Origin of the sequence: Desulfobulbus rhabdoformis (genome assembly GCF_016919065.1) — a bacterium.
Classification (GTDB): domain Bacteria; phylum Desulfobacterota; class Desulfobulbia; order Desulfobulbales; family Desulfobulbaceae; genus Desulfobulbus; species Desulfobulbus rhabdoformis.
Window position 1 is genome coordinate 25,709 of record NZ_JAFFQA010000048.1, and the last position, 11,732, is coordinate 37,440.

Annotated in this window: 12 protein-coding genes and 1 pseudogene; 11 read left to right on the forward strand and 2 right to left on the reverse strand. The window is 48.5% G+C overall.

Annotated elements, in window-relative coordinates; genetic code table 11:
• Nucleotides 1–35 precede the first annotated feature (35 nt).
• The gene (locus JWJ90_RS18985) at nt 36–725 is read right to left on the reverse strand and encodes a HesA/MoeB/ThiF family protein (RefSeq protein ID WP_205228815.1); all 690 of its coding nucleotides are present in this window, start codon (nt 723–725) and stop codon (nt 36–38) included.
• A 62-nt stretch (nt 726–787) separates the two neighbouring features.
• Here JWJ90_RS18985 and JWJ90_RS18990 point away from each other — a divergent pair, with 62 nt between their 5' ends.
• The 6 genes and pseudogenes from JWJ90_RS18990 to JWJ90_RS23980 all read left to right on the forward strand — a co-directional run.
• Nucleotides 788–1,234 carry a hypothetical protein gene (locus tag JWJ90_RS18990; RefSeq protein WP_205228816.1) on the forward strand — a complete coding sequence of 149 codons (447 nt, stop codon included), beginning with the start codon at nt 788–790 and terminating at the stop codon, nt 1,232–1,234.
• 165 nt (nt 1,235–1,399) lie between these two features.
• Entirely contained in the window at nt 1,400–2,317 is a 918-nt protein-coding gene (locus tag JWJ90_RS18995) for a helix-turn-helix transcriptional regulator (RefSeq protein ID WP_205228817.1), read from the forward strand.
• Nucleotides 2,318–2,527: 210 nt separating this feature from the next.
• The gene (locus tag JWJ90_RS19000; RefSeq protein WP_205228818.1) at nt 2,528–3,418 is read left to right on the forward strand and encodes an ABC transporter substrate-binding protein; all 891 of its coding nucleotides are present in this window, start codon (nt 2,528–2,530) and stop codon (nt 3,416–3,418) included.
• A 135-nt stretch (nt 3,419–3,553) separates the two neighbouring features.
• Complete coding sequence (locus JWJ90_RS19005; protein ID WP_205228819.1) at nt 3,554–4,249, forward strand: ABC transporter permease; 696 nt, start codon at nt 3,554–3,556, stop codon at nt 4,247–4,249.
• A complete protein-coding gene (locus JWJ90_RS19010) occupies nt 4,246–5,283 on the forward strand; it encodes an ATP-binding cassette domain-containing protein (protein WP_205228820.1) in 1,038 nt (345 codons plus the stop codon). Before JWJ90_RS19005 ends, JWJ90_RS19010 begins: the two co-directional genes overlap by 4 nt.
• Nucleotides 5,284–5,466: 183 nt before the next feature.
• A pseudogene (locus JWJ90_RS23980) lies at nt 5,467–5,800 on the forward strand (helix-turn-helix domain-containing protein); the annotation flags it as partial.
• A gap of 170 nt (nt 5,801–5,970) precedes the next feature.
• Here the strand turns inward: JWJ90_RS23980 and JWJ90_RS19020 are convergent.
• Complete coding sequence (locus tag JWJ90_RS19020; RefSeq protein ID WP_205228822.1) at nt 5,971–6,885, reverse strand: substrate-binding domain-containing protein; 915 nt, start codon at nt 6,883–6,885, stop codon at nt 5,971–5,973.
• Nucleotides 6,886–7,060: 175 nt separating this feature from the next.
• Between JWJ90_RS19020 and modA the strand changes: the two genes are divergently transcribed.
• The 5 genes from modA to JWJ90_RS19045 are packed head-to-tail and all read left to right on the forward strand — an operon-like array spanning nt 7,061 to nt 11,672.
• Nucleotides 7,061–7,822 (forward strand): molybdate ABC transporter substrate-binding protein, encoded by a 762-nt coding sequence (gene modA, locus JWJ90_RS19025; protein WP_240195046.1) that lies wholly within the window; start codon nt 7,061–7,063, stop codon nt 7,820–7,822.
• A 3-nt stretch (nt 7,823–7,825) separates the two neighbouring features.
• A complete protein-coding gene (gene modB / locus JWJ90_RS19030; protein WP_205228824.1) occupies nt 7,826–8,503 on the forward strand; it encodes a molybdate ABC transporter permease subunit in 678 nt (225 codons plus the stop codon).
• A complete protein-coding gene (gene modC / locus JWJ90_RS19035; protein ID WP_205228825.1) occupies nt 8,500–9,570 on the forward strand; it encodes a molybdenum ABC transporter ATP-binding protein in 1,071 nt (356 codons plus the stop codon). The genes modB and modC overlap by 4 nt, the downstream gene beginning before the upstream one ends.
• A gap of 17 nt (nt 9,571–9,587) precedes the next feature.
• Nucleotides 9,588–10,637, forward strand: coding sequence for an AbrB family transcriptional regulator (locus tag JWJ90_RS19040; protein ID WP_205228826.1), 1,050 nt, complete (start codon nt 9,588–9,590; stop codon nt 10,635–10,637).
• An 18-nt stretch (nt 10,638–10,655) separates the two neighbouring features.
• The gene (locus JWJ90_RS19045) at nt 10,656–11,672 is read left to right on the forward strand and encodes a type I glyceraldehyde-3-phosphate dehydrogenase (protein ID WP_205228827.1); all 1,017 of its coding nucleotides are present in this window, start codon (nt 10,656–10,658) and stop codon (nt 11,670–11,672) included.
• The last annotated feature ends 60 nt before the right edge of the window (nt 11,673–11,732 follow it).

The window sequence follows — 11,732 nt, forward strand, 5'->3', positions numbered from 1 at the left end:
ACGAGAACGACATGCAAAGCCTGCAATCCATATTGCTAGAGTTCGTGGTAGATGTAATCGTTTTCCTTCAGGTCGATATAGAGCCAGCCGCTGGAAAGCAGTGTCTCAAGACCAAGCAGGGCTTTCACCGCTTCAGCAGCCTGTAGTGACGCTACCAGCGCCACAGTAAAGGAAAGAACAGAGGGGGCGGGGAGTTGTTGGCTCTGGTCTCTTCGTAAGGGATAGAGCTGCTCAATCAAGTTGCCACCAGGGTGTTGTACCCCCACTTGACCATACCATCCGTTAACAGCCCCATGGATCAGAGGCAGGTTGTGCCGCTTGCACAGAGTTGAGAGATCACGTCTGGCGGGGATGTCATCCAGGCAATCAACGACGAGATCAACGGCAAAGGATTGCTTTGCATCAACATCGCGAAAATCGGCACAAAACGTCTGTGTCTGACAATAGGGATGGATAGAGGCGACACGCGTTGCCGCGACCTCAGCTTTTCTTTGGCCCATTGTCGCCATCAGTGCGTTGAGCTGACGGTTACAGTTGCTTTCTGAAAAGGTATCCGGGTCAAAGAGATGAAGGTGACCAATTCCAATACGGGCCAGTTCTTCAATCACATATCCGCCTAAACCGCCGCAACCAACAACGGCAACACGTTTTAGCTGCAGCAGCTCCAGTTGTTCCCGGGAAATACTCTCCAGGTTTCTTGTAAAATAGTCGTTAAAATTAGGCATAGGTCTCAAAAAACTAAAAAGGTAAAGATGGGAAGTTCCTCCTTTTAACCATCCCAGAAGATATGAACAAGGCAAACCCACTTTCAGGTTCGCAAAAAACACAGCGTAACCAACCGATAGTCTTTGGTTCTCAGGCAACCATGCGCTGGTGTAATATCAGTAGCCGTACCCTGCATATCGCTGCGATCGCGGTGCTCTTCGGTGGTTGTATTTTGGGCGTACCGTATGCCAGGCTTGGAGTCTGGCACTGGCTGACCATTTTTTCAGGATTGCTGCTTGTTATCCTTGAATGGATGCACGACAGCCGTTGGTACCATCGTGGAAAAGGGCTACTCATCTTGTTTCATGTATCTCTTTGCCTGCTGATTCATATGTATCCTCCCTTTACCAATCCCTTTCTATGGCTCATCCTCATATCCGGTTGTGTTGGCAGCCATATGCCACGGCGTTATCGCCATTGGTCCATTCTTGAAGGCTGGGAAAAGCGGGATTGGGAACCAAAATCATAAAGTTTACGGCTTGCAAAGCCCTTCAGTTTAAGGGTAAATAATGGTAGCTTTTGGTTCGTTTGTAGGAAAAAGTGCCAGCCATCATGAAAGATATTGACGAAAACCTACTTTAGTGACCAATTTGTCATGCCCAACCACGATTTATTATTTTTCCAAGGAATGACCATGAAACGCATGATGACCACAAAGGAGGTCGCCGAATTTCTCAATATTCATGAGAAAATGGTGTATACGCTGGTATCTGAAAAGTCGATGCCGGCAACAAAGATTGCCGGAAAATGGCTATTTCCCCAATATCTCATTGAGCAATGGGTCGAAAATAACACCATCAATTTTCCCAACAATATTCGCCCGCTCACCTCAAACCAACGACTGATTGTTTTGGCTGGGAGTAATGATCCTTTGCTCGATAAAACAATTACCTTGTTCAATCGATCCTGTACAGGGCATCTCGCTGTCTTCGGCAATGTGGGATCCATGGGGGGGGTGCAGGCTCTGCGCAATAATCTCTGCCATATAGCGGCAAGCCATCTCATTCAAGACGATGAGGCCGATTACAATTTTCAATATGCCTCTCAAGAGTTTGAACACATGCCCGTTGTTGTCAACTTTTGTCGGCGTATGCAGGGACTCTTGTATCGTAAGCATAATCCTCATAATATTTCGTCTATAGCTGATTTAGACACTCCTGGTCTTCGTATGGTGAATCGCTCTCTTGGTACCGGGACCAGATTATTGATTGATCATGAGCTGCAAAAGGCAGGGATTCGCGGGGATAAGATTGATGGTTATGCCAATGAAGTGCCCCGTCATATGGATGTGGGCCTAGAAATTCTAGCCGGGCGTGCTGATGTCGGGCCAGGAATTCAGACAGTTGCCCGCACCCTGGATCTTGGTTTTCTGCCGCTTCGTTGGGAACGTTTTGACCTGCTTGTCTCCAAAAAAGTATTTTTTGAAAAATCCATTCAGAGTCTCTTTGGTCTACTGCAGTCTGAAGATTTTAAAGAGGCCGCCGCTGACCTCACCGGATACGATTTGTCCATTGCCGGTAAAATAGTCTTCCAGGAAGGAAATGAGGAGTAACTGGGCAGGGAGTTGGCTTTGCCCGAATTCATAAGGGAATCTTGAATAATTGCTTTTTCTGCCAATCTCTGCGTTATGCGAAAAATTTTATCCTCGGAGGTAAGCGAAGACTCCGATATCAGGCATATGCCTGCGGTAAAATTTTACACATGCCTTGACCTTGATTGAAAAATCTAATTATTCAAGACACCCATAAAGGAGGAATGTTGTATGAAATTGAAAAATCTGTTGGTTTGCGGCTTGCTTTTGGCTCCCTTTATTGCAACCAGTGGTTTTGCCCAAGACAAGGTGCTGAAGATGTCGACCACTACCTCAACCCAGGCTTCAGGACTGCTTGATATCCTTCTGCCCGCCCTGAAAAAGGATACCGGTATCGAGGTTAAGGTAGTCGCCAAGGGGACCGGTGCTGCAATTCGTGACGGTATTGATGGCAACGTTGATGTCATCTTTGTCCACGATGCAAAACGCGAGGCCAAGTTCGTTGCCGATGGGTATGGCACCAAACGCTACGCAATCATGCACAATGATTTTGTTATTATCGGACCAGAAGCTGATAAAGCAGGGGTGAAGGGGACCACCAGCGGTGCTGATGCGATGAAAAAAATCGCTACCGCCAAGGCGACATTTATTTCCCGCGGCGATGATTCCGGCACCCATTCCAAAGAGCAATCCCTGTGGAAAGATTCTGGTATCGCTCTGGAAGAGAATGTGGCTGTGATCACCAAAAAGGGAAAACAGCGTGAAGTTAAATCCGTTCAACCCAAAGACGGTGCCGGCTGGTATCTTTCTGTAGGGCAGGGCATGGGCAAAACACTGACCATTGCCGATGAAAAGCAGGCCTACACCATGACCGACCGCGGTACCTATATCAAGTACAAACACGGACGTGATGTACCGATCAACCTCGACATTCTCTGCGAAGGCGGCGATAACCTGGCTAACCCCTATGGTTTTATCCCTGTAAGTGCCAAAAAACATCCGCATGTAAAACAGGCCATTGGCGAAGAGATGGCCCAATGGCTGGTCTCTCCCAAAGGGCAGAAGGTTATTGCCGATTATAAACTTTTGGGGAACCAGTTGTTTTTCCCAGACGCGATGTGAGCAATCATCACTGAAAATTCCATGGAGTGGACCTGAATTCGTGAACATTCCAACCAAGGGAACGGATTCAGGTTGCATATCAGGGCGGATCACCGGTCACCGGCATCCGCCTACTCTCCTCGATTCAATTATTGCATGAATTTTTTTGTCGACAGTTTTTTTGCCGCTTTTCGCCTGATTGGCACCGGAGATGCGGAACTCTTAAAAATTGTAGAGGTCACCCTCTCGGTGAGTAGCCTGGCCACGGTGTTTGCCTCTGCAGTGGGGATACCCATGGGTTTTTTGATTGCGCACTCGCAGGTGCCGGGGAAACGTGCAGTCATAACTGTTCTCAATACGCTTCTGGCCCTGCCAACGGTGGTTATTGGCCTCTTTGTGTACGTCTTCATTTCCCGGCGGGGAATTTTTGGTCCGCTTGACTTACTCTATTCGCAAGAGGCAATGGTCATTGGCCAGTTTATTCTTATTGTCCCTTTGATAGCCGCCCTGACCATTGCAGCTGTCAGCCGTGTCGATGCGCGCTACCAGAAAACTGCACGAACCCTGGGGGCCAATGGCTGGCAAACCGCTTTGGTCATTTTACGCGAAGCCCGTTTTGCTATCAGTGCTGCGGTCATTTCCGGTTTTGGCCGGGTTATCTCAGAGATTGGCATCTCCATGATGCTTGGTGGCAATATTAAAGGATTTACACGCACAATGACCACGGCCATGGCTCTGGAGTATGACAAGGGCTCCTTCACTCTTGCTGTGGCTCTTGGTGTGGTCCTCATGACTTTGAGCCTGGGAATCAACATTATCTTCAACCTGATTCAAGGAAAAAGCAGCCGATGAGTCTGTACCAGCTGCAGCATCTGCAACAACGCTTTGCCAAGAAAACAGTCCTTGATATCGATGAGCTGACTATCGAGCAGGGCTGTATCCATGCCCTGTTAGGACCCAACGGGGCAGGGAAGACGACCCTGTTGAACATCCTTGCCTTTCTTGAATCACCGGTGTGTGGGGAACTGGCATTTCAGGGTAAACGGGTCGATTATGCTAAGGGCAATATTCTTTCCCTGCGCAGGCAGGTCGTCCTGGTTGATCAGCACCCAATCATGTTTTCCACAACGGTACGCGCAAATATCGAATTTGGACTGAAAATCAGAAAGATTGATGGGGCGACACGCAACCGAGTGGTGGATGAGGTCCTGGAAACTGTGGGCCTGGCACGCTATAAAAACGCTCGTGCTGACGCTCTCTCCGGGGGGGAAACCCAGCGTTTGGCTCTTGCCCGCGCCCTAGCACTTGAGCCCCAGGTGCTGCTTTGTGATGAACCCACAGCCAGTGTGGATGCGGAAAACCAGGCGGTCATTACAGAGCTGCTGCGTACCATAAACAGGGAACAGGCGACCACCATTGTCTTTACCACCCATGACCGATTGCAGGCAGCCACCCTGGCCCAACACACGCTAGTCCTTGAAAATGGGCAGCGAGTCAATACCACCTATGAAAACTCCTATGCCTGTACCTTCGAGCCGACCTCAGGAGACAAAGATCGCTACCTGTTGCATGGGGTCGTTGAACTCTACCTGTCTGCAGAAAACAGAAAAAGTGGGCAAGGCGGACGTGGCAGGATCACCCTGAACCCGGAAAGCATTCGACTTGTCACCGATCTTCGGGAATCACCCCCGGTGTGCTCTCAGGTGCAAGGCCGGGTGGTGATGATGATGGAGGAGGGGCACACTATTCGCGTTGTTGTCGATGTCGGAGTTTTGATGGTGGTTCTTATGTTAGCTGATGACTACAGGCAACAGAACCCGGCGATTGGCCAGCAGGTCTGTGTAGCTGTACCGGATTCTGCCTGCAGTTGGACAACGGCGTGCTGAAGGAGCTCTGCGGGAAAACTGTAGTTTTTTGTATTAGGGGGCACTTCAGAAGACGAAAAAATAGCACTTTATGCCCGGGGCAGTGGCCGTAATGGCTGAATCTACCTGCTCCGATTTTAAGGGTGATTACGCCCCAGCCCAGCGGCGACAGGTATTGCAAAAAATCCGAAATAAACAAGGCCATTGGATCGTCTAGGCCGTAGCGTCAAACAATCGATTGGCCTAGTCTGTAACCTACACAAGCAAGGCGTCAGTTCAAGAGTCTCTCACTGATTCCATCGACACTCGTCTGGCGGAAATGGAACGTGAGCTGACTATTGAGCGTACCCGTGCAGGATTAGAAACTGCGCGTAAATATGACCGGAAGGGAGGGCGAAAGCCTAAGATGACAGAAAGTAAAATTGAGTCCGCAAAAAAATTACTGGCCAGCGGCATCCCTCCAAAAGATGCGGCCAAGAATCTCGGTGTATCTATTCCGACACTCTACCGGTGGTTGCCAGCATCAGCGCGTGATTAGTACACCATTTTTTCGTTTTAGCAAGCTCGCCCCTGTATATCAAAATTCAACCAAATCCGTCTCGCCAGCAAGACAGTAGAAACTTTTAATGTGGCCCTAGAGTAAATTGATTAAGATTTAACCGGATAATATTATTCACTTTTTAGTCGCAAGTTTTATGTCACTGGAACTCAAAATTCGACGACAACTTTTCCCATATCAGCAGTGTCATATCCACCAATCTGGGAAAACTCTTCCTGAAATGCCTGTGATCGAATAATGCTTAAAAGGGATTGTGTTTCGTATTTTTCCTCATCCTCACGCCTGAACACAAGGTCATACCGTTCTTTTTTTATCGGGACAAAATCAAGACCTTCCACCTGTCGCGCTATCTTTTCAGTCCCTATTGCAACATCCGCTTTTCCAGATGCTACGATACTGGCAACAGTAAGATGTGATTGAATCTCATGATCATATCCGGCGATATCTTTGCCAAAAATGCCTGATAGTCGTAGGTTTTCATCAAGTAATACCCGTGAACCAGCCCCCTGCTCACGGTTGACCATCGTGATATCATCCCTGCCGAAATCCCCCCAGTCTACTATTTTTTTTGGGTTCCCCTGAGCTACAAAAAAACCCTGTATGCGGCAGGTCAAGTGGACGACTACTGCGGGGATTCCGGGCAACAATCGCCGCACATATGGGACGTTATAGGTATCTGTATCGCTGTCCCAAAGATGAGCAGAAGCGACATTTACCTGCTTCCGGTAAAGTGCAATTAGGCTGTCGTAGCTCCCTATATACGCTCGTAACGCTGGAACTCCACGTTGACGCATATAGTTTGAAAGTATATCCAAAATGATATCCTGACCGCAAAGCACAAACCCTTCTTTTTGAGTCGTGTGAATTACTTCCTGTTTTTGGAGGCTATTCCCCTTCTTCGAGTTCTGAATATACGCCCGTATATCATTTTCCGAAAAACGCACCTTGCGTCCTACTCTGTAGGATTGCAACACACCATCCTTTATCATGCCGTAAATCTTGCTTTTACTCACCTTGAGCATGCCGGCAACATCTTGAACGGAAAGTTCGTTTTTTGTGCCCATGGGAATTCCTCCGGTTATGGCAAAGTATTGACTAAATGCACGAAAAGATATAATCTGGGCATTCGTATGCATTTTGTATCTCATTTAGTATTATTTCGTTTATTTTAACATGTTTTGTGCAAGTTTCAAGTGCGAAATAACACGAACCACCACAAATGGAGAAACCTCGATGAAGATGCGGAGACTAAAATTTATTTTTCTGACAACCCTTTTCCTTGCCTTAATCGGCAGCAATGCTCTTGCAAAGGAACTCATAATTGCAGTGGCTGCAAATTTTACCGATGCCACTCGCGACATTGTTCCATTGTTCGAGAAGGCTACGGGGGATACGGTCAAGACGAGTTTCGGGTCCACCGGAAAACTTTTTTCCCAGATCGAAAACGGTGCCCCCTTTGAGGTTTTTTTGGCAGCAGACAGTAAACGTCCGGCCAAAGCGGAAAAACAAAATTTAGCCGTATCTGGTACTCGCTTCACTTATGCCAAAGGGAAACTAGCCTTGTGGAGTGTTAAGAAGGACCTTTTTGTAGATGCGGAAAGCTATTTAAAGGCTCTTCCCATGAAGCACCTCGCTCTAGCCAATCCCAAAACCGCCCCTTATGGACTGGCCGCTCAGCAGGTTATGGAGCATCTGGGGGTCTGGCAACAAGTACAGCCCAAATTGGTCAAAGGAGATTCCATTGCCCAGACATTTCAATTTACGGCCACGGGTAACGCTGAGGTAGGATTCGTCGCTTTATCCCAAGTTAAAGCTTGGACAAAAACAAAGGGAGCCGAAAGCCTGTGGGAGATCCCGGAGAACTACTACGCACCCATCGCACAACAAGCAGTTCTGTTAAAAAAAGGAGAGCAAAATCCGGCAGCACGGGCATTTCTTGATTTTCTCAAAAGCCCGGAAGCCGTTAGGGTGATCACCGGATACGGCTACGGCGTGGAGTAATTCATGGTGTTTGACTGGAGTCCTGTTCTTTTGAGTTTGAAATTGGCCACCACCACAACCCTTGTGTTGCTGGTGGTGGGCACTCCTGTAGCCTGGTGGCTTGCACGAACACGTCATTGGAGTAAGCAACCTATTGCAACTGTGGTGGCTTTGCCTCTGGTACTCCCCCCAACAGTCTTGGGTTTCTACCTGCTAATTATGTTAGGGCCCAAAGGTCCAGTAGGCCATTTCACCCAGGCTATCGGGCTCGGCACCTTACCCTTTACCTTTCCGGGGCTCGTGGTGGCCTCCGTCTTTTATTCGTTTCCCTTTGTTGTGCAGCCGCTTCAAAACGCCTTTGAGGTAATCGGCGATCGGCCACTGGAGGTTGCAGCGACCCTGCGTGCTTCCATGTGGGATCGTTTTTGGAGTGTCGCTGTGCCCCTCGCTCGCCCCGGATTTCTCACTGCATCTGTTCTTGCTTTTGCTCACACCATTGGGGAATTCGGAGTCGTTCTCATGGTGGGAGGCAATATCCCAGGAGAAACCAAGGTGTTATCGGTGGCTATCTACGATCACGTTGAGACCCTTGAGTATGAACAGGCTCACTGGCTTGCAGGGGGCATGGTGGTCTTTTCTTTTTTGGTCTTGCTCACTCTCTATCTGGTCAATAGCCGCCAGCAACGTACGTTTACTCTATGAATAATTCTATAAATCTTTGTTTCAACACCAGTTTTGATGATTTTTCGCTGGATGTGAATCTTACTTTGCCAAGCCGTGGAATCAGTGCACTGTTTGGTCATTCGGGTTGTGGCAAAACAACTCTGTTGCGGTGTATCGCCGGACTGCAACCAGCTGAAGGGCACCTCACCGTTGAGGAAGAAGTATGGCAAGATACCAACCGTTTTATGCCGGTGCACCAACGCTCCCTGGCCTATGTGTTCCAGGAGGCCAGTCTTTTTCCGCATTTGTCGGTTAAAAAAAATCTTCTCTATGGATTCGAACGCATTCCTAAAGAGCAACGGCGGGTTGCTTTTGACGATGCAGTATCCTGGCTTGGGTTAGAAGAACTCCTTGACCGCAATCCCGATAAACTCTCTGGCGGACAGCGGCAACGTGTGGCCATCGCTCGCGCCCTGCTTGTTAGCCCACGTTTACTCCTGATGGACGAACCTCTCGCTGCCTTGGATATAAAAAGTAAAAAAGAGATTCTTCCGTATCTCGAAAGACTACATGACGATCTCGATATACCGGTCATTTATGTCACTCATTCTCCTGCAGAAGTATCCCGTTTGGCCGATTATCTGGTGGTTCTGGATGGTGGTAGAGTTATTGCCAGCGGACCACTGGCCGATACTCTTTCACGACTTGATCTCCCTTTCAAATTTGGAGATGACACGGCGGTAGTCCTCGGATGCACTGTCGGTGAAGTTGATAACCATTGGCATCTGGTACGTGTCGATTTTCCTGACGGCAGCCTGTGGCTGCGTGACCAGGGGGTATCTGTCGGCCAGCATGTCCGTGTTCGCGTTTTTGCAAGAGATGTGAGTCTGGCTGAAAATCCCGGCAAATCGAGCATCCAGAATGTTTTGCGTGGACGTGTTGATGCTTTGGGCGAGGACGAACATCCAGGGCTTATGCTGGTTCGTGTCCGTATCGGAAGCTCAATCTTACTGGCCCGAGTGACTCGAAGGGCCGCAGCAACGATTGGAATTCAGCAGGATATGACAATATGGGTACAGGTGAAATCGGTAGCTTTGGTTGAATAACCCAAAAGGAAAAGAAAATGATACAACACGTATTGATAACCCTGCTGATCGGCGTAGCCGTCGGCTATCTTGCAAGGAAGATGAAGATTCCCGGTGGTTTTCTGGTCGGATCTTTAGTCGGAGCGGCCGCCTATAATATCTTTTTCGGAGCGGCGTATATGCCGAAAGAATCAAAGACCGTTATCCAGATTGTTGCCGGCGGTTTTATCGGCTGCATCATGGAAAAAAGTGATGTGCAACGCCTACAAAAAATTATCAAACCCATTGTCTTCATGATAACCGCATTACTGGTATTGAATCTAGGTGGCGGATTTTTGATCTGGAAGAGCAGCACGATGGATCTTCTGACTTCATTGATGTGTATAGTCCCTGGAGGAATCAGCGACACCCCTATTCTTGCCGCCGATATGGGGGCGGATGGGCCGAAGGTCGCCGTCATGCAGATTATACGTCAGGTGCTCGGCATAGGGGTTTTCCCCGGCTTAATCATGCTCTATGACAAGGCAAAGGGTGCCTATGATATAGAAGGGCGCGGATATGTCGAAAAAAGAAAGAAATCCAAGACCCACTCCACTGCGGCGTGTTTGTGTACGTTAATGGTTGCAACCGTTTTCGGTTTGATAGGAAAATTTTCAGGTATTCCTTCCGGAACTTTTATGTTCGCGATTCTCTCTACCATGGTGCTGAAGCTTTATTTTGATTTTGCGTACATTCCAAGACCGCTGAAAATGTTTGCGCAAATATTGAGTGGCAGCTATCTCGGCAGCACGATCTGTATGGCCGATGTCATGGAGCTTCAGGGGATGTTCATTCCACTTGCCATTATTTTTTCCGGATACGCACTGAACTGCCTTATTACGGGATCACTTATTCGACGCTTCTGTTCCTTTACAAGAAAAGAGTCCATGCTGATTACAACACCGGCTGGGGCATCTGACATGGCTCTTATTTCAGCCGATCTCGGCGTAAACAACACTGATGTCGTTATCCTTCAAGTCGTACGAGCTGTTGTGGTAATGACCTTTTTCCCGCAATTGATGTATGTCATTGCTACACATTTCAACTAATTAATAGAGAACTAAGATATGAGCACAAAAATAGCAATCAACGGATTCGGCAGGATCGGTAGGATATTTTTCAAACAGGTTTTTTCCAATCCGGACTACGAAATCCAGGTCATTAACGATCCGGCCACTCCGGAGATGATGGCCTATCTGCTTAAATACGATTCCACCCTCGGGACGTATGATTTGGCCGACACCATACAGCATGGTGATTCGTCCATTGAGGTAGGAGGCAGACGTATTCCGGTGACCCATGTGATGAACGCGGATCAGGAGAGGCTGCCATGGGGCGCGCATGGGGTTGAGGTAGTCGTCGATTGTTCAGGGGCTTACCTGTCTCGTGAAAAGGCACAAAAACACCTGGATGCCGGCGCCGAAAAGGTCCTTATCTCTTTTCCCGGCGGTGAAGGTGTGCCAACCATTGTCTATGGTGTCAACTCGGACATACTGAAACCGGAAGACCGAATTATCTCGGCTGCATCCTGTTCGACAAACGGGCTAGCCCCAATGGTACAGGCTTTACATCAATATGCTCCCATTCTGTCAGGGACAATGACAGTCGTTCACGGTTACACTTCGACACAGATGCTGGTCGATAACGCTCAGAGAAAAAACAACCTCAGACGATCGAGAGCGGCGGCGAACAATGTTATACCAACGACCGCAGAGGCGGCAGTAGCGGTTGGGCTGGTCATCCCGGAGTTAAACGGAAAACTGATGGGATCCGCAGTCAGGGTTCCGATTCCCGCCGGTTGTTTTATCAATTTTGTCGCTGAGATTCAAATAGACGATGTAACCGGGGCACAGATCAATGCGGCGATGAAAGCGGCCTCATCAGAAGTGTTCGGCTATACGGAGGAGGAATACGTATCATCTGATATTGTCGGAATGCGCTACGCATCGCTCTTCGACGCAACCCAGACAATGGTCTGCCGAACTTCCGAGCATACTTTTCAAGTACGCTGTGCGACATGGTTCGACAATGAGAGTTCGTTTGTCAGTCAGATGGTCCGATGTCTTCATCTGTTAGCAAAATAGACTTGGCGGGACAACGACCATCACCCAATCGGGAATCTCGAGTTTTTTTTTGGGGGGGGG

What these genes read in the sequence shown, in the direction of transcription:
- JWJ90_RS19045 (WP_205228827.1), top strand. Translation starts at nt 10,656, where the DNA reads ATGAGCACAAAAATAGCAATCAACGGATTCGGCAGGATCGGTAGGATA.
- JWJ90_RS19010 (WP_205228820.1), top strand. Translation starts at nt 4,246, where the DNA reads ATGAGTCTGTACCAGCTGCAGCATCTGCAACAACGCTTTGCCAAGAAA.
- JWJ90_RS19000 (WP_205228818.1), top strand. Translation starts at nt 2,528, where the DNA reads ATGAAATTGAAAAATCTGTTGGTTTGCGGCTTGCTTTTGGCTCCCTTT.
- JWJ90_RS18990 (WP_205228816.1), top strand. Translation starts at nt 788, where the DNA reads ATGAACAAGGCAAACCCACTTTCAGGTTCGCAAAAAACACAGCGTAAC.
- modA (WP_240195046.1), top strand. Translation starts at nt 7,061, where the DNA reads ATGCGGAGACTAAAATTTATTTTTCTGACAACCCTTTTCCTTGCCTTA.
- JWJ90_RS18995 (WP_205228817.1), top strand. Translation starts at nt 1,400, where the DNA reads ATGAAACGCATGATGACCACAAAGGAGGTCGCCGAATTTCTCAATATT.
- JWJ90_RS19005 (WP_205228819.1), top strand. Translation starts at nt 3,554, where the DNA reads ATGAATTTTTTTGTCGACAGTTTTTTTGCCGCTTTTCGCCTGATTGGC.
- JWJ90_RS18985 (WP_205228815.1), bottom strand. Translation starts at nt 725, where the DNA reads ATGCCTAATTTTAACGACTATTTTACAAGAAACCTGGAGAGTATTTCC.
- modC (WP_205228825.1), top strand. Translation starts at nt 8,500, where the DNA reads ATGAATAATTCTATAAATCTTTGTTTCAACACCAGTTTTGATGATTTT.
- JWJ90_RS19040 (WP_205228826.1), top strand. Translation starts at nt 9,588, where the DNA reads ATGATACAACACGTATTGATAACCCTGCTGATCGGCGTAGCCGTCGGC.
- modB (WP_205228824.1), top strand. Translation starts at nt 7,826, where the DNA reads ATGGTGTTTGACTGGAGTCCTGTTCTTTTGAGTTTGAAATTGGCCACC.
- JWJ90_RS19020 (WP_205228822.1), bottom strand. Translation starts at nt 6,885, where the DNA reads ATGGGCACAAAAAACGAACTTTCCGTTCAAGATGTTGCCGGCATGCTC.